This is a genomic window from Pseudomonas sp. NPDC087626 (assembly GCF_044743405.1).
GTDB lineage: Bacteria > Pseudomonadota > Gammaproteobacteria > Pseudomonadales > Pseudomonadaceae > Aquipseudomonas.
Map to the genome: position 1 here is coordinate 1 of NZ_JBIUWJ010000039.1, position 16772 is coordinate 16772.

Here is a 16772-nt window from a genome sequence, read left to right on the forward strand (position 1 = left end):
GCCGCCCCGCGCCATGGATGGCGCGTGGCGGCGGCCCACGGATTCAAGCCGGAGTGAGGGAACACCGAGCCTAAGCGAGGTGCCGAGTGGTGGGGAAAGAGCGTTTTGCTTACTTTTGCGCTGTTCAAAAGTGAGCCGCCGTCAGGCGGAACCATAGGAGGCCGTTACCGAAGAAATGGATATGTACTCTGCCTAATCCAATACCCCAGAGGCCGCCACGGTAGCAAGCCCGCTCCCACAGGGGAAATTCGGACACCAGCAAAGATAGCGCAGTGCCAGGCTGCACTGGTGTTGGCTGTGCGGGCCCTATCGCGAGCAGGCTCGCGCCCACACATCAGGCAGGATACCCGGTGATCTGCCGAATACTCTGGTACAGCGGTTTGAGCTGACGGTACATGCGCAGGTAAACCTCCTTGTACAACCGCTCATACATCTGCTGCGCCTCGGGCTGTGGATAAAACACCGTTCCAACCCGAGTCATCGACGCGATTGCCGAAGGGAAGTCGGCATGCAGGCCAAGCCCCACCGCACAGCAAATGGCCGCCCCCAGCCCAGAAGCTTCATAGACATGCGGGCGCTCCGCCGGCAGGCCGAAAATGTCCGCCGTGAGCTGCATCGCCGCATCGCTCTGCGACCCGCCACCGGCCACCCGCAAACGCTGGATCGGCTGTTTGGAACGCCGCTCGAGATTCTCCTTGCCCTGGCGCAAGGCATAGGCCAGGCCTTCGAGGATCGCCCGGTAGATATGCGCCCGGGTGTGCACGTCGCCAAAGCCGATCATCGCACCCTTGGCCTCCACCCCCGGCTCGCGGATGCCCGGCGACCAGTAGGGTTGCAGCATCAGCCCCATGGAGCCAGGCGGCACCGCGTTGACCAGGGCGTCGAACAGTTGCTCCGGCTCCAGCCCCTGCTCCTTGGCCTGCTGCATTTCCCGCAGGCCGAACTCATTCTTGAACCAACTTACCATCCAGTAGCCGCGGTAGATCATCACTTCGCAGTTGTACTGGTCCGGCACCGCGGCAGGGTACGGCGGAATCAACGGGACGATTTCCAGGTAGCGCGAGCGGGTCGTGGTGATGGTCGCCGTGGTCCCGTAGGACAGGCACACCGTGGCGGGGTCGACCACGCCGGCGCCCAGCACTTCACAGGCTTTGTCGGCTCCCGCGGCGATCAGCGGCACGCCCTCGGGAATACCGGTGTGCCGGCTGGCCTCGGCACTGATGTGGCCCAGGGTTTCCCCAGGCTTGAGCAGGCTCGGCAACTGCTCCGGACGGACCGCCAGCGCCTGCCATTTCCAGTCGGCAGGCGCGGCCCAACGCAGGCGCTTGAAGTCGAACGGCAGGTAACCGACACAGCAGCCCACCGAGTCGACGAACCGCCCGCACAGGCGATGGGTGAGAAACCCCGAGAGCAGCAGGAACTTGTCGGTCGCCGCCCACACCTGGGGTTGATGCCGGGCGATCCAGTTGGCTTCGGCCTGCGCGCGAAAGTAGTCCACGGTGGCCTGGGCGCCGACCAGTTTGAACAGCCAGCCCCAGGGCCCCTTGATCCCGCCTTCGACTTCGGTCTGGCGCTGGTCGAGCCACAGGATGGCCGGGCGCAGAGCCTGGCCCTGGGCATCAACGTTGATCAGCGTGCCGCGCTGGGTGGTCAGCGACACCCCGGCGATCTGCGAGCGGTCGACGCCGGTCTGCTGCCACAACAACTGGCAGGCCTCGCCCAGTTTGGCCCAGTAGTAGTCCGGGTCCTGCTCGGCCCAACCGGGCTGGCTGGAGTAGTAGGCCTGCAGCTCGACCTTGCCCTTGCCCAACAGATTGCCCTGCAGGTCGAACAGCAACGCGCGCACGCTCTGGGTGCCATTGTCGATTGCCAGCAGGTAGCGCTTATTCTTGTCGTTATCCATGGAGCTCTCTTGAATGGGCACTGATATCTACACATCGTTGGCAACTGACGCCCCGTAACAGCCTTGACGGGAGATTCATGGCAAACCGTGATGGCGTTGCCACAGGGCTCGATAACGCTGTTCTTCTGCCTGCCAACGGGCATCGTCCCAGCCCAGGCGGGGCTGGCACAGACGGCGAATGGCTGGCAGATAATCTGCCGCCCCTTGGGCCAGCAACAGGCCAATCCGGGTGCGGCGCAGCAACAGGTCGTCTAGGTGCAGGATCAGTTCGGCGTCGCAGGCGAACGCCAGTTCCGCCCACAGGGTGTCGCTCGCGCCGACGCTGGCGCAGCCCAGTTGCTCGAGCAACCGCGCCAGGCGTGGCAAGTCGCGGCCATGGCGTCCGGCCAGGCGCCGCCACTGGCTGGCGCTGAGTCCGGGGATGGGCAATGTCGGCACGCTGGCAAACACCGGCGCACCGTCATCGCTGACCTCGCGCCCGAGCATCTGCCCACAGGCCTTTAGCACTTCCAGGGCCTGCGGGCGGAACGTGGTCAGCTTGCCGCCAGCCAGGGTCACGCAGCCGGATTCGAGCCACAACACGTGCTCGCGGGTTTCATTGGACGGCTTACCCGCTTGCTCGCCACGGGCGTTGCCCACCACCGGACGCACCCCCGACCAGGTCGACAGCACATCGTCTGCCACCACCTCGGCCTGGGGAAACTGCTGGGCACAGGCGGCCAGCAGGTACTCGAGTTCTTCGCTGCTGATGCTCGCGCTCTGGTCCAGATCATCCTGGTGATCGAGGTCCGTGGTGCCCACCACCGTGGCGCCCTCCCACGGAAATACAAACACCGGCCGCCGATCCCGCGCATGCAGGAAGGTCAAGGCCTGGGCCACCGGCAGGCGCCAGCCCGGCAGCAACAGATGACTGCCGCGCAGTGGGCGCAACTGCGCCGGGGCATCATTGGGCCGCAGGCGCTCGGCCCAGGCCCCGGTGGCCACCGCCAACGTGCGACAGCGCAACTGCAACGGCTCGCCACCCTCACTGTCCGCGACCTGCACCCCGCAGACCCGACCGTCTTCGCGCAGCAATTGCTCGACCCGCACGCCATTGAGCGCCAGAGCGCCATCCGCCCGCGCTTCCGCCAGCACCCGCATCACCAGGCGCGCATCGTCAGTCAGCGCATCGACAAAACAGGTGCCGCCCAGTAACTGGTCTTCCTTGAGCCCGGGGGCCAGGTAGCGCAGTTGCTGGGCGTCATGAAAGCGATGGTTACGCCGCCCGGCCAGGGCGTCGTACACCGTCAACAGCCCGCCGAACAGCCGCGGCCCGGGAAACCCGCCACGGTAGTGCGGCATCATGAAACTCATGGGCTCCACCAACCCCGGCGCTTCGTCGAGCAGGCGCTGGCGCTCGTGGACCGAGTCGCGGGTCAGGCGCCACTGGCCCTTGGCGATGTAGCGCAAGCCGCCATGGACCATCTTCGAGGAGCGGCTGGAAGTGCCCCAGGCAAAGTCGCGCTGCTCCAGCAGCAGGCAGCGCCAACCGCGACGGGCCGCTTCGCGCAGGATCCCGGCGCCGCTGATGCCACCGCCGATGACGATCAGGTCCCAGCTCTGCTGCGCCAGGGTCGGCAAGACCTGCTGGCGCCACGCGGCATTCCAGTCCTGGCTCATGCCCTCACTCCTGCAGCAGGGTGCCGGGGTTCAGACGCCCGGCCGGATCGAAGTGTTGGCTCAGCGCCTGCAGGGTTTCCATGGCCAGCGCGCCCTTCTCGCGCAACAGGTAGGGGGCGTGATCCTTGCCCACGCCGTGCTGGTGGCTGATGGTGCCGTGGTGCTCGACAATGGTCTGGCTGGCCGCGTGCTTGAGCGCCTGCCAGCGCGCCAGGGTGGCAGGGTAAGTGGCCGCCGGGCGGAACACGTAGGTGGTGTAGATGCTCGAGCCTTCGCCATAGACATGGGACAGGTGGGTAAACACATGCACCTGCTCGCCTTCCGCCGCCAGGCCGTCGCGCAGGCTGGTTTCGATGCGATTGAGCAGGTTGTCGACATTGCTCCAGTCAGTGGCGGTTTCCAGGGTGTCCACCACGTAGCCGGCGTTCCACAGGTTCTCGCGCAAGTAGGGAAAACGGAAACGGTTCTGGGCCCACTTCTTGCCCAGCAAGGTCCCGGTGAACACCCCGCCAAAGGCTTTCAAGTGCTGGCGGGCCTGGCTCAGGGACAGGGCATTCTGCCGCCGATTGCCGGTCACGCCGAAGGTCAGCAGGCATTTGCCGGCACCCGCCCCGCGCAGGGACAGGTACTTCTCCAGCCAGGCGATCTGTTGCGGATGACCAGCCAGGGCCAGCTGGGTTTCGGTTTCCACGGCATTGGACAGGCGCAGCATCGACAGGGGCACACGGGCCTGAGTCAACTGGCGGATGGCTTGCAGGGCCTGGCTCCAGTTCGGCAGGAACACCCCATAAAAACGTTCGTCGGCCGGCAGCGGGCTGATCCGCACCTTGACCTCGGAAATGATTCCGAACCGCCCTTCACACCCCAACACCACCTCACGCAGGTCGGGGCCCGCGGCCGAGGCCGGAAAGGTCGCGATCTGCAGCGGCCCGGCGAAGGTTTCCAGGGTGCCGCCGGCGAACAATTGCTCGATCCGTCCATAACGCAGCGACTGCTGGCCGCTGGACCGACTCGCCACCCAGCCGCCGAGGGTCGACAACTCCCACGACTGCGGGAAATGCCCAAGCGTGTAACCCCGGGCACGCAACTGGCTTTCCACTTGCGGCCCACTGGCGCCGGGGCCGAAAGTGGCCAGCAGGCTCTGCTCGTCGAGGTCGAGCAAACGGTTCATGTGGGCCAGGGACACCGTCAGCACCGGGCGGGTGGAGGCCGGGGGATTGATGTGCCCGGCCACCGAAGTCCCGCCACCGTAGGGAATCAGGCACAGGTCGCGCTCCTGGGCCAGCGCCAGCAACTCGCGGATCTGCTCGGCACTCTGCGGGAAGGCCACCCCGTCGGGGTAGACGCCCAACGCGCCCTCACGCAGCGCCAGCCAGTCCGGCAGGCTCTGGCCACGGGCATGCATCAGCCGGTCATGGGCCTGCACGCTATACAGCGGGTGCTCCGCCAGGCGCGAAGCCGGAACCCGGGCCAGGGCTGTTTCCAGTGTGGCGTCGGGCAATGCCCGTCCGGTGCCCACCCGTGCGGCGAGAAACCCCGCGCCCTGGGCCGGCAATTCGACCACCGTGGTTGCATCCCCCCAGCCGTTCCAGCGTCGCATGCGTGTGTCCTTTTGCGGTTCTTATAAGTGACATTTCAGGCGCCTATACTAGCCAGCCCCCCGCGCCTGTCACGGTCGCATCCGGCCAGCGCGAGTAGCCAATTGAGCCAACACGCGAACCCGGCTCCAGGCATTTACTTTAGCTGTGCTTTCAAACTACCTTTCAGGGTCTTGACCCGCGCCAGTCTGCCCCGATCAAAGGACCCCGATCATGCAATCCCTCGGCTACACCTCGCTCCCCCCGCTGCTCAAGTACGTGCGCCATGCCGAACAGCTGGGTCTGGCCATCGAACCGGCGCTGGCGGCGGCCGGGTTGCAGGTCGAGCAATTGAGCGACAACAGCCTGCGCTTGCCGGGCGAGGCCCATGAACGCCTGCTGGATTATTTCTGCGAACACTCCGGCGACCCGTTGTTCGGCCTTAATTCGGCGCGCTTCGTGTTGCCCAACTCCTGGAGCGTGCTGGGCTACATCACCATGAACTGCGCGACCCTGGGCGACGCCATGAATCGCATCATGCCGTTCGAGAAACTGGTAGGCGACATGGGCGTCAGCCGCGCCGAGCTGCAGGGCGAGCACGTGCACCTGATCTGGAACTGCCGCCACCAGCGCCCGCGCATCCGCCGCCACCTGGTGGAAAACGTGCTGGGTTCGTGGCTGCAATATGCACGCTGGATCGCCGACACCCACCTCTCGCCCGCCGCGGTGTGGTTCGAACATGCGCTGCCGAGCGACACCGACCCAGCGTCCTACCAGCAATTCTTCGACTGCCCGGTACTGTTCGGCCAGCCCTATTCAGCACTGGTCGTGCCCCTGCCGTACCTGCAACTGCCACTGCGCCAGGCCGACGCACAATTACTGCGCACCCTGGAAGAACACGCCCTGGGCCTGATGGCCACACTGGAAGACGCCTCGCTGGAACAACGGGTGAAAAACATCCTGCGCCAACTGCTCAAGGAAGGCCTGCCGCGCAAGGAACAGGTGGCGGAACAGTTCGCCATCTCGGTACGAACCCTGCAGCGCCAACTGCACCAGGCCGGTACCTCGTACCAGCAGATCCTCGATGACCTGCGCCAGGAACTGGCCGAGCACTACCTGCTGCACAGCACCCTGCCGATCCAGGACATCGCCCAGTACCTGGGCTTCACCGAACCACGCTCCTTCCACCGCACCTTCAAAAGCCGCCGCGGCATGCCCCCAGGCGAATTCCGCCAGATGCACCGCGAGGCCGATGGAGACTGAGTCGAAGGCGGCGAGGACTGCGTCCTCGAACGCAGCCTCGCGGGCTCGGCAGCTGCTACAGGGGATTGGGGTATTGCCGAGATATGCGGTGTGGCGCAGATCGCCATCGCGGGCAAGCCCGCTCCCACAAGGGAACGCGACACCAGGGCAAACAGGTCGGCCGGCAGGCCGCCTCGCCCGCTCTTACCACTCAGGCCGACTGCCAGGTCGCCGTGCTCTTGCTTTTGATCTTGATCCACCTGCCCCTTCGGCAGGCTGAGCGAAGGTGTCCATCAGGGGGCAGGCGCGTAGCGCCGTGCGGCGAAGCCGCATGCATCGAGAGGAGGTGCAGCGAAGCAAACCGTAGGCGATGCCCCCTGATGGATACCGTAGCGAAGGTACCCCGAGCCTTAGCGAGGGGCCGAACGCTGGGGCAAGACTTTTTGGGTACTTTTGTGTCGTCTGACAAAAGTGCCTCGCCGTAAGGGCGAAACCCTAAGCCGCCATTACCGCAGCAACGGATATGCCCCAAAAAACCCTAACTCACCGACACCCCAAACCCCACCCGCAAATCCCCCTCACGCGCCAGAAACCGCCCCTCCCGCCGCCCATTCGCCCGCCCATCCACATAACTGCGAACCCCATTGACCCACACCCCATCAATCCCCACCGCCGACCGCTGCGGATCACTGAAATCCGCCACATCGCGCACCAACAACGGATCAAACAACACCAGGTCAGCCCAATATCCCTGGCGAATCTCCCCCCGCGCCTGCAAGCCAAAGCGCGCCGCCGACAACCCCGTCATCTTGTGCACCGCAGTGTGCAATGGAAACAACCCGACATCCCGGCTGAAATGCCCCAGCACCCGAGGAAACGCCCCCCACAACCGCGGATGCGGAAACGGATCCTCAGGCAAACCATCGGAACCGATCATCGACAACGGATGAGCCAGGATCCGCCGCACATCCGCCTCATCCATGCCGTAGTAAACCGCGCCCGCCGGTTGCAGGCGGCGCGCCGCCTCCAGCAGCGGCACGTGCCACTCGCCAGCAATATCCAGCAGATCACGCCCACTGACCTGCGGGTGCGGCGTCGACCAGGTGATAGTGATGCGATGGGCATCAGTGACCTGCTTGAGATCCAGGGTCGAGGAACTGGCCGCATAGGGATAACAATCACACCCCACCGGGTGGGTTTTCGCCGCCTGCTCCAACGCCGCCAGCAGTTGCGGACTGCGCCCCCAATTGCCAGCCCCAGCGCACTTGAGGTGGGAAATGATCACCGGGCTGCGTGCATGCCGACCGATCTGGAACGCCTCGTCCATGGCCTCCAGCACCGGTTCGAACTCACTGCGCAAATGGGTGGTGTAGACCGCACTGCACGCGCCCAGCTCCTCGGCCAGTTGCTGCACTTCGTCGGTAGACGCACTGAACGCACTGGCATACGCCAGTCCCGTGGAAAGGCCCAGCGCACCGTCCTCCAGGCTTTCGCGCAATTGCCCGCGCATGGCGCTGATCTCCTGCGCCGTGGCAGTGCGCAACAGGTCGTCGAGGTGGTTGCTGCGCAGCGCCGTATGGCCTACCAGCGCCGCCACGTTGACGCTCGGGTGCGCCGCTTCGACGGCCGCGCGGTAGTCGCGAAAACGCGGATAGACGAAGGCGGCCGCGGTGCCCAGCAGGTTCATCGGGTCCGGCGGATCGCCGCGCAGGCTCACCGGCGACGCGCTGATTCCGCAGTTGCCGACGATCACCGTGGTCACTCCCTGACTGAGCTTGGGTAACATCTGCGGCTGGCGGATGACCACCGTGTCGTCATGGGTGTGCACATCGATGAACCCTGGCGCCAGCACCCGTCCGGCCGCGTCGATGACCTCATCGGCATGGGCATCGCGCAAGTCGCCGATGGCTTCGATCCGGCCGTTGAAAATGGCCACGTCCGCCGGGTACGCGGGGCGGTTGCTGCCATCGATGATCGAGGCGTTGCGGATCAGCGTGTGGTACTGCATGTCAGTCTCCCAGCGGCAGATGGTCATCGCCGCCACGATAGTCGTCGAGGGCGAGCTTGATTCGCCGCAGACGCTCTTGATTGTCTTCAGGTTGCGCCAGTGCCAGCTCGGTGGCGAGCACGTCGATTGCCAGCAACAGCCCATAACGGGCGGCGGTCGGCTTGTAGATGAAAGAGGTTTCTGCCCCCTGCAACGGCAGCAGCACATCGGCCAGCGCGGCCAGCGGCGAGTCGCCCAGGGTGATCGCCAGCACCCGCGTGCCGTAGCTGCGCGCCAGCTCCACGGCTTCCAGCAGTTCCGGGGTGATGCCGGTCAGCGAGCAGGCGAGCAGTACGTGCTCCGGGCCCAGGGACGCGGCCGTTACGCGCATCATCACCGGGTCGTGGCAGGCGGCAATCGGGTAGCCGAGGCGCACCAGGCGCACTTGCAGTTCGGCGCTGCACTGCGCCGACCAGCCACCCATGCCAAAGGCATGAATCATCCGCGCCTGGCCCAGCAGTTTCACCGCATCGGCAAACCGCGACTCATCGAAACCCGACAGGTGTTGGCGCAGGGTGGTCTCGATGTCGCCGACAATCTGCCGGTAGAACGCCGACTGCGCCGGCCGCCCCGCCGGGTCGAGGAAGCGACTGCCGACACCACTGGCCTGGGCCAGTTGCAGGCGCAGGTCACGCAGGTCGCGACAACCGACACTGCGGGCAAACCGCGACAGCGTGGCACTGCTGACGTCGGCGCGCCGGGCCAGTTCGTCGAGGCTGGCCGAGGCGGCAAACCCGACGTCTTCGAGCATCAGTCGCGCGATGCGTCCTTCGCCGGCACTGAAAGAGTCCTGGCGGGCGCGGATCTGATAAAGGATGTCCATTTAGCGCACCTGTTCAAAGCACATAGGAAAGACCCAGGGTCAGGCCGAACGCGACCACCGAGATCAAGGTTTCCAGGACCGTCCAGGTCTTGAAGGTCTGGGCCACGGTCATGTTGAAGTATTCCTTGATCAACCAGAAGCCGCCGTCATTGACGTGGGAAAAGATAACCGAGCCTGCGCCGGTCGCCAGCACCAACAACTCCGGGTGCGGATACCCCAGACCAATGGCCACCGGCGCCACCACGCCGGACGCGGTGGTCATGGCCACCGTCGCCGAGCCCGTGGCGATGCGCATCAACGCGGCAAACAACCAGCCCATAAGCAGTGGCGACAGATGAAATTCATGGGCCAGGCTGACGATCTGATCAGTGACCCCGGCCTCCACCAGGATTCGGTTCAGGCCACCACCCGCCCCCACCAGCAAGGTAATGCTGGCGGTCGGCGCCAGGCATTCGTTGGTGAACTTGAGGATCGACTCGCGGCTGAAACCCTGGGCCAGGCCCAGGGTCCAGAAGCTCAGCAACGTCGCCAGCAAGAGCGCGATCACCGAGTTGCCGATGAACAACAGGAACTGATTGAAGCCGCTGCCCGGCGTGGAAATCAGATTGGCCCAGCCACCGATCAGCATCAACACCACCGGCAACAGGATCGTCGCCATAGTGATGCCAAAGCCTGGCAGGCTGTCCCGTGGCTCGCGGTCGAGAAACTGCCGCTCCAATGGATTCTCCGCCGGCAATTGAATGCGCGGTACGATGAACTTGGCGTACAGCGGGCCGGCGATGATCGCGGTCGGGATACCCACCAGGATCGCATACAGCAAGGTCTGCCCCACCGACGCCTGATAGACCTGCACCGCCAGCATGGCCGCCGGATGGGGCGGCACCAGCGCATGCACCACCGACAAGCCGGCGACCATGGGCAGACCCACCATCAGAATCGACACCCCGACCCGCCGTGCGACGGTGAAGGCAATCGGCACCAGCAACACAAAACCGACCTCGAAGAACAGCGGCAAGCCCACCAGAAAGGCAATGCAGACCATCGCCCAGTGCGCGTTCTTTTCACCGAACCGATCGATCAGGGTACGCGCCATCTGCTCGGCGCCTCCGGACTCGGCCATCATCTTGCCGAGCATCGTGCCCAGCGCCACCACCAGCGCAATATGCCCCAGGGTCTTGCCCACTCCCGCCTCGTACGCCCCCACCACACCCGACGGCGGCATCCCGGCCACCAGGGCCAGGCCAATGGAAATCAGGGTAATGACGATGAACGGATTGAGCCGATAACGGGCGATCAGAACGATCAGTGCAATGATGGCCACGGCGGCATACACCAGCAGCCAATAGCCGAAAGACAGTGCCATGCGGTACTCCTCGAAAAGGATCACGTCGATGTGTTGTGAAACTCATAAATCATTTCGAGGATGTGTTTTCAAACGCAATGAAACTAACTTTCGCGCACAGACAAGAAGTGTCGCTAATGGATATGTCGTGTCGTGATTAATGAAAATGCGCAGGCGGGATTTTCATGCCCGACAAGGGCGACGCAGGACTAGAGGCCATCTGCGTGCGCGGGAGCCGACTTGCCGGCGAAGGCATTGGTAAGCGCGCCGCAGGGCAAGAGGGTCTGTTGCTGCGAGGCGCTGGCCCGATAAGCCCGCTCCTGAACCGAAGGCCGTGACACGGACCTTCGACAGGAGCGGGCTTCAGGTTATTTCACAACACTGCCAACCCCACGCCCCCGTGGGTCGGAGGCGGTTTCCAGTTGGTTGCCGTTGATACGAATGGCCTGGATGTCGCCCATCTCCCAGCCCTGGTCTTCCAGGGTGTAGCCCATGGCTTTCAACTCGTCGGCGACCTTGCCGGTGAGTGGCGCGTAGGCGTCGTAGTAGATAGTGTCCTTGGGCAGCAACTGGTGGTGGACGCGTTGCGCGGCCACGGCTTTTTCCAGCGGCAGGTTGTAGTCATAGAGGTTGTTCAGCACCTGGAAGATCGAGGTGAAGATCCGCGAGCCGCCCGGGGTCCCCAGGACCAGGGTGACCTTGCCATCGCGGGTCACCAGGCTCGGGCTCATCGACGACAGCATGCGCTTGCCCGGGGCGATGGCATTGGCGTCGCCGCCGACCACACCAAAGGCGTTGGCCACGCCGGGCTTGGAGCTGAAGTCGTCCATTTCATCGTTGAGCAGGAAGCCTGCGCCCTTGACCACTACACCGCTGCCGTAGTCCCAGTTGAGGGTGTAGGTGTTGCTCACCGCGTTGCCGTCGGCATCGACGATGGAGAAGTGCGTGGTCTGGTGGGGCTCCAGGCCTGGACGGACTTTTTCGGTTGGCGAGATGGCCGTAGGGTTGACCTCGGCCGCGCGTTTTTTCAGGTAGGCCGGATCAGTCAGCTGCTTGACCGGCACATCGGAAAACGCCGGATCACCCAGGTAGTCGGCGCGATCGGCGAACACCCGTTTTTCGATTTCGGCGAGCAGGTGAATGTACTTCGCCGAGTTCAGCTCGACGCCCTTGAAGTCCGCGGCGCGGTCTTCCTTGATGGCGATCAGTTGCGCCAGGGCGATCCCGCCGGAACTCGGTGGCGGCGCGGTGTACAGGGTATTGCCACGCCAGTTGACGGTCAGCGGCTCGCGCCAGTTGACCTTGTAGTCGTGCAGGTCTTCCTTGGTGATCAAGCCCTTGTCGGCCTTCATCTGGGCGATCAGCAGGTCCGCGGTCTGGCCTTGATAGAACTCGTTGGCGCCCTTGTCGGCGATGCGCTCCAGGGTCGCGGCCAGCTCCGGCTGACGGAAGGTCTCGCCGGGTTTCATGCTGCCGAAGTAGTCGGCGAAGTTGGTGGTGCCGTTGAACAGCTTCAGCGCATCTTCGCGGTACTGGTACTGCTTGTCGGCGACCTTGAAGCCAGTCTTGGCGTAGCCAATGGCCGGGGTGATCAGTTCGCTCCAGGGCAACTTGCCGAACTTCTGGTGCGCTTCCCACAGTCCCATCACCGTGCCCGGCACGCCGGCTGCGCGGGAACCTACCAGGCTGAGGTTCTCGATGACCTCGCCCTTGTCGTCCAGGTACATGTCACGGGTCGCCGCCTTCGGGGCGGTTTCGCGGTAGTCGAGGAAGTACGGCTTGCCGTCGATGAACATCGTCATGAAGCCGCCACCGCCGATGTTGCCGGCTTCCGGGTAAGTCACCGCCAGGGTAAAGGCGGTTGCTACCGCAGCGTCGACCGCGTTGCCGCCCTTCTTCAGGATCTGTGCGGCGACGTCGGCGCCATACTGGTTCGGCGCCGCCACGGCGCCCCCCTCGAGCAGCGCCGCGAATGATGACGAGCTGGCCGCAATCGCCACGGCGAGCGTCAGGGTCTTGAACAAAACATAACGCATGAGATCCATCCTTTTCTTGTTATTGAGGCAGGTGGAACCATAGGCCCTGGCGTGGGTGTTGAGCAATCCAAAAACGCCAACGGCCACCCGCAGGCAGCCGTTTTGTGATGCGTTGCACTGACCGTGCCCTGGGGGTGAATCAGCCGTCGAACACCTCGTTGGCGTAGCCCGCCAGCTTGCCCTGGATAAAGTCCAGGAAGCACTGGATGCGCAAGGCCAGTTGCGAGTTGCGGTAGTACACCGCGTTGATCGGCTGACGGTAGCCGCTGTTGGCTTCGGCCAGCAGCAGCTTGAGGCGGCCGGCCTTGAGGTCGGCGATGGTCATGAAGTGCGACAGGCAGGCAATGCCCTGCCCTTCGAGCGCCAGGTGACGCAGGGTTTCGCCGCTGGAGGCGCTGATGCTCGGTTCGATCTGCCAGCGGTCGCCGTGTACATGGCGCAGCGGCCAGTGGTTGAGGGTTTCGGTCTGGGTGAACCCCAACAGCGTATGCCCGGCCAGTTCGGCCACGGTGGTCGGGGTGCCGTGTCGTTCCAGGTAGGCGGGGCTGGCGAGGATGTGCAGCGGACTGCAGCCCAGCGAACGCGCGTGCAGGGTCGAGTCGGCCAGGGCACCGATGCGGATGGCAATGTCGGTGCTCTGCTCCAACAGGTCGATGATCAGGTCGTTGCTGTTGAGCTCCAGCTGGATGTCCGGGTACAACCGGCGGAACTCATCGATGTAGGGCACGATGGCGTGCAGCATGAAGGGTGACGCCGCGTTGATCCGCAGACGCCCGGACGGCGTGCTGTGGCGTGACGACAAGCGTTCTTCCAGTTCCTCCATCTGATCGAGGATGCGCTTGGCCTGCTCGAAGAAATACTTGCCCTCTTCAGTCAGGTCCATGCGCCGCGTGGTGCGATTGATCAACGTGGTGTCGAGCTTGGCCTCCAGGCGCGACAGCGTGCGGCTGACCGCCGACGGCGTTTGCCCGACCTGCTCGGCCGCCGCGGATATCGAACCGCACTCGATCACGCAGACAAAAATCTGCAACTCATCGGATCTGGCTTTCACGTGTGTCCTCGTTCTCGGCAGCGCTTCTGGCTGCCGATACTAGCTCATGCAGCGGCCGGCAAGTTGAACACGGACTTCAGGTGCTGGGTGTAGCGGGCCACGTCGGCTTCGATGTTCGGACGTTTCATCACGTCGACGCAGAGGAAGGTCGGCAAGCCGCTCATCCCGAGGAACTGATTGGCCTTGTGGAACGGGAAATACACCGCGTCCACGCCCTTGGCTTCGAAGAAGTCAGTGGGGTCGTCGAACGCTTGTTGCGGCGCGTTCCAGGTCAGCGACAGCATGTACTGTTTGCCGTGGATCAGGCCGCCACTACCGTATTTCTGCGAGGCGTCGGAGCGGGTGCGACCGTCACTGGCGTAGAGGCTGCCATGGCCTTCGGTGAAGACTTCGTCGATGTACTTTTTCACGGTCCAGGGGGCTCCCATCCACCAGCCCGGCATCTGGTAGATGATCACATCGGCCCAGAGGAACTTCGCGACTTCTTCAGCGATGTCGTACCCCTCGTCGATGTGGGTCACCTTGATGTCGATACCGCCCTGATCCAGCACGCTCATCGCGGCTTCATGCAGGGTGGTGTTGTAGCGACCGTCGGAGTGGGCGAATTGTTTGCCACCGTTGAGCAACAGAACTTTTTTCATGCAAGCCTCGTCATCTGGGTTTGATCCACCGCTGCCTGGAACAGGTGGCGGGGTCAGTAAGGTTTGATTCGATGACGGCAGGTTATAGATCGCCCCCCTGCTGAATAAGCCCTGTTGCGGCAAAATACATTTGACCTATACGCACGAATTAGCTGCTGATTGTTGCCGTAAAATTCTCCTCATCCACTCAAGAGGAGTTCTCCATGAACCAGCAACAAGGCTTTATCCTGCACGCCAAAACCCGCCCGGAGCAGGCCGAGGCCTTTGCCGCGCTGTTCCACGCCTACGTCGAACCGAGTCGCGCGGAGCCGGGCTGCATCGAGTACCACATGCTGCGCGACCAGCAGGACCCGACACTGTTCATCTTCTACGAGATCTGGGCGTCCCAGGCTGATCTGGACCGGCACTCGAACCTGCCGCACATGCAGGCATTCTTTGCCAAGCGCATGGATTACCTGGAGCGCGATTTCGAGATCCGCCAGATCGACATGCTCAGCCCGTCATCCGCTAGCCGTTGACCAGCAGGTGAGCGCCAAGCAAGCCCAGTCCGATAAAAAACACCCGTTTGAACAGCACGGCGCTGATCCGCTGGCGCAGCCATTGCCCCAGCCACATGCCGAGCACCGCGGGAATCAGCGCCAGCAGCGACGCACTCAGCTCACCGCCGCCGAGTGCGCCGCGCCACAGCAGTGCGGCGGCCAGGGCCAGGGTCGAGACGCTGAATGACAGGCCCAGCGCCTGCACCAATTGATCCTTGCCCAACCCCAGCGCTTGCAGGTACGGCACCGCCGGAATCACAAAGACCCCGGTGGCCGCCGTGATGACCCCGGTCAGCACGCCACACAACGGTCCCAGCCAACGCTCGTGGCCGGCACCGACTCGCAAGGCGGGCAACAGCAAGCCGCTCAGGGCGTAGAGCAACAACGCGCCGCCCAACGCCCGCACCACCCACTGCCCGCCGTCGATCCCCAGCCACAGGGTGCCTGCGCCGGTGCCGAGAAAAATTGCCAACAGCATCGGCCACAACCGCCGCACCAGGGCGCGCAAGTGTCCGCCGAACGCCAGTTGCCAGAGGTTGGTCAGGGTCGCCGGGATGATCAGCAACGCCGCAGCCTGCGCCGGTGCCATAGCCAGGCCCAGCAAGCCCATGGCGATGGTCGGCAGGCCAAGGCCGATCACCCCCTTGATCATGCCGGCCATCAGGAAGGTCACGATCACCAGCAATGAAAGGGCCAGACCGAGGTTTTGGTAAAACGCCAGAAGTGTGTTCATGGGCTTATCGTGGCGTGTTCGCGGGCTTGTGAAAATCTGCCATATACTGAGGCTGCCTCTTGCTTTAACAGAGTCATAGATTTCATCGCGGCTGATGCCGTCATCGCGAGCAGGCTCGCTCCTACAGTATCGTGGGTGTGCCCATTGTCATTTTGTAGGAGCGGGCACCCGCTTGCGGCCTGCTTGCGACAAACCTGAGAGCGCCGCGTTTATTCAGGAAACACGCGTTATCGTTGACGTCCATCGCGAGCAGGCCGCAAGCGGGCGCTCGCTCCTACAGGGTGTCCCACCCATGCATTTCGATCTGGTTGATCTGCGGCTGTACTTGAACATCCTCGAAGCCGGCAACATCACCGCCGGTGCCGCGAGCAGTCATTTGTCACTGGCGGCGGCGAGTGCGCGGATCCGCGGGATGGAAGCTTCGGCGGGTACCGCGTTTTTCCAGCGCGGGCGCCGGGGTGTCAGCCCGACGCCCGCTGGCAAGGCACTGGCGCAACATGCGCGGCTGATGCTGCAACAGGCCGCACACCTGCAACAGGACCTCGCGGAATACGCCAAGGGCGTCAAAGGCCAGGTGCGCTTGCTGTGCAACACCACGGCGATTACCGAGTACTTGCCCGAGTTACTGGCGGATTTTCTGCGCGCTCACCCCAACCTCGACATCGACCTGCAAGAGCTGCCGAGCCTGCGCATCACCCACGCCCTGCATCAAGGCACGGCCGAGTTGGGCATTGTGTCCGATGCGGTGGACACTTCGGGCCTGGACACCCGGCCGTTTCGCGACGATCCGCTGGTGCTGGTCATGCCCCACGACCACCCTCTCGCCAGCGTTCGAGCACCGAGTTTCAGCCAGACCCTGGCCCATGAGTACGTTGGGCTCAATGCCCACAACGCGCTGGCGATCTATCTGGAAGAGCAGGCCTTGCACAGCGGGCAACGCATGTCGATGCGCATCCGGGCCGAGGGGTTTGACGGGGTGATGCGCATGGTCGCCCATGGCGCAGGACTGGCGATTGTGCCGCGGGCGGCGGTGCAGCGCTTTGCCGCCGGGCAGGGTTTGAAATGCCGCGCCCTGGATGAGCCCTGGGCGCAGCGCAAGTTGCTGCTGTGCGCCCGCTCGTTCGAGGCCTTGCCGCGTTATGCCAGCGCCTTGCTCGATGCGCTATCCACGGATTGATG

At 64.0% G+C, this 16772-nt stretch carries 13 protein-coding genes; 3 read left to right on the forward strand and 10 right to left on the reverse strand.

Annotated features, from left to right (window positions below; genetic code table 11):
• Positions 1-334: 334 nt before the first annotated feature.
• The 3 genes from ACIOVD_RS24505 to ACIOVD_RS24515 all read right to left on the reverse strand — a co-directional run bounded on the left by ACIOVD_RS24505 (position 335) and on the right by ACIOVD_RS24515 (position 5162).
• Positions 335-1903, reverse strand: coding sequence for an FGGY-family carbohydrate kinase (locus ACIOVD_RS24505; protein WP_095171246.1), 1569 nt, complete (start codon positions 1901-1903; stop codon positions 335-337).
• A gap of 75 nt (positions 1904-1978) precedes the next feature.
• Positions 1979-3562, reverse strand: coding sequence for a glycerol-3-phosphate dehydrogenase/oxidase (locus ACIOVD_RS24510; RefSeq protein ID WP_401130705.1), 1584 nt, complete (start codon positions 3560-3562; stop codon positions 1979-1981).
• Between the two features lie 4 nt (positions 3563-3566).
• Complete coding sequence (locus tag ACIOVD_RS24515) at positions 3567-5162, reverse strand: FAD-binding oxidoreductase (protein ID WP_320333599.1); 1596 nt, start codon at positions 5160-5162, stop codon at positions 3567-3569.
• A gap of 211 nt (positions 5163-5373) precedes the next feature.
• Between ACIOVD_RS24515 and ACIOVD_RS24520 the strand changes: the two genes are divergently transcribed.
• Positions 5374-6402, forward strand: a complete 1029-nt coding sequence (locus ACIOVD_RS24520; RefSeq protein ID WP_095171252.1) for an AraC family transcriptional regulator — start codon at positions 5374-5376, stop codon at positions 6400-6402.
• A gap of 517 nt (positions 6403-6919) precedes the next feature.
• Here ACIOVD_RS24520 and ACIOVD_RS24525 read toward each other — a convergent pair.
• The 6 genes from ACIOVD_RS24525 to ACIOVD_RS24550 form a co-directional block, all read right to left on the reverse strand.
• The gene (locus ACIOVD_RS24525; RefSeq protein ID WP_401130708.1) at positions 6920-8389 is read right to left on the reverse strand and encodes an amidohydrolase family protein; all 1470 of its coding nucleotides are present in this window, start codon (positions 8387-8389) and stop codon (positions 6920-6922) included.
• A 1-nt stretch (position 8390) separates the two neighbouring features.
• Complete coding sequence (locus ACIOVD_RS24530) at positions 8391-9251, reverse strand: MurR/RpiR family transcriptional regulator (RefSeq protein ID WP_095171256.1); 861 nt, start codon at positions 9249-9251, stop codon at positions 8391-8393.
• 13 nt (positions 9252-9264) lie between these two features.
• Positions 9265-10614, reverse strand: coding sequence for a GntP family permease (locus tag ACIOVD_RS24535; RefSeq protein ID WP_401130710.1), 1350 nt, complete (start codon positions 10612-10614; stop codon positions 9265-9267).
• Between the two features lie 347 nt (positions 10615-10961).
• Positions 10962-12629, reverse strand: coding sequence for a gamma-glutamyltransferase (gene ggt / locus ACIOVD_RS24540; protein WP_401130712.1), 1668 nt, complete (start codon positions 12627-12629; stop codon positions 10962-10964).
• Positions 12630-12768: 139 nt separating this feature from the next.
• Entirely contained in the window at positions 12769-13680 is a 912-nt protein-coding gene (locus ACIOVD_RS24545) for a LysR family transcriptional regulator (protein ID WP_095171262.1), read from the reverse strand.
• Between the two features lie 44 nt (positions 13681-13724).
• A complete protein-coding gene (locus ACIOVD_RS24550) occupies positions 13725-14321 on the reverse strand; it encodes an NAD(P)H-dependent oxidoreductase (RefSeq protein WP_401130714.1) in 597 nt (198 codons plus the stop codon).
• Positions 14322-14524: 203 nt separating this feature from the next.
• Between ACIOVD_RS24550 and ACIOVD_RS24555 the strand changes: the two genes are divergently transcribed.
• Entirely contained in the window at positions 14525-14839 is a 315-nt protein-coding gene (locus ACIOVD_RS24555; RefSeq protein WP_320333594.1) for a putative quinol monooxygenase, read from the forward strand.
• Here ACIOVD_RS24555 and ACIOVD_RS24560 read toward each other — a convergent pair.
• Positions 14829-15593, reverse strand: coding sequence for a sulfite exporter TauE/SafE family protein (locus ACIOVD_RS24560; RefSeq protein WP_095171267.1), 765 nt, complete (start codon positions 15591-15593; stop codon positions 14829-14831). The two genes, ACIOVD_RS24555 and ACIOVD_RS24560, sit on opposite strands and share 11 nt — an antisense overlap.
• A gap of 292 nt (positions 15594-15885) precedes the next feature.
• Here ACIOVD_RS24560 and ACIOVD_RS24565 point away from each other — a divergent pair, with 292 nt between their 5' ends.
• Positions 15886-16770 carry a LysR substrate-binding domain-containing protein gene (locus ACIOVD_RS24565; RefSeq protein WP_401130717.1) on the forward strand — a complete coding sequence of 295 codons (885 nt, stop codon included), beginning with the start codon at positions 15886-15888 and terminating at the stop codon, positions 16768-16770.
• The last annotated feature ends 2 nt before the right edge of the window (positions 16771-16772 follow it).

Coding starts and splice junctions, on each gene's coding strand:
- ACIOVD_RS24505 (WP_095171246.1), bottom strand. CDS start 1,903: ATGGATAACGACAAGAATAAGCGCTACCTGCTGGCAATCGACAATGGC.
- ACIOVD_RS24510 (WP_401130705.1), bottom strand. CDS start 3,562: ATGAGCCAGGACTGGAATGCCGCGTGGCGCCAGCAGGTCTTGCCGACC.
- ACIOVD_RS24515 (WP_320333599.1), bottom strand. CDS start 5,162: ATGCGACGCTGGAACGGCTGGGGGGATGCAACCACGGTGGTCGAATTG.
- ACIOVD_RS24520 (WP_095171252.1), top strand. CDS start 5,374: ATGCAATCCCTCGGCTACACCTCGCTCCCCCCGCTGCTCAAGTACGTG.
- ACIOVD_RS24525 (WP_401130708.1), bottom strand. CDS start 8,389: ATGCAGTACCACACGCTGATCCGCAACGCCTCGATCATCGATGGCAGC.
- ACIOVD_RS24530 (WP_095171256.1), bottom strand. CDS start 9,251: ATGGACATCCTTTATCAGATCCGCGCCCGCCAGGACTCTTTCAGTGCC.
- ACIOVD_RS24535 (WP_401130710.1), bottom strand. CDS start 10,614: ATGGCACTGTCTTTCGGCTATTGGCTGCTGGTGTATGCCGCCGTGGCC.
- ggt (WP_401130712.1), bottom strand. CDS start 12,629: ATGCGTTATGTTTTGTTCAAGACCCTGACGCTCGCCGTGGCGATTGCG.
- ACIOVD_RS24550 (WP_401130714.1), bottom strand. CDS start 14,321: ATGAAAAAAGTTCTGTTGCTCAACGGTGGCAAACAATTCGCCCACTCC.
- ACIOVD_RS24555 (WP_320333594.1), top strand. CDS start 14,525: ATGAACCAGCAACAAGGCTTTATCCTGCACGCCAAAACCCGCCCGGAG.
- ACIOVD_RS24560 (WP_095171267.1), bottom strand. CDS start 15,593: ATGAACACACTTCTGGCGTTTTACCAAAACCTCGGTCTGGCCCTTTCA.
- ACIOVD_RS24565 (WP_401130717.1), top strand. CDS start 15,886: ATGCATTTCGATCTGGTTGATCTGCGGCTGTACTTGAACATCCTCGAA.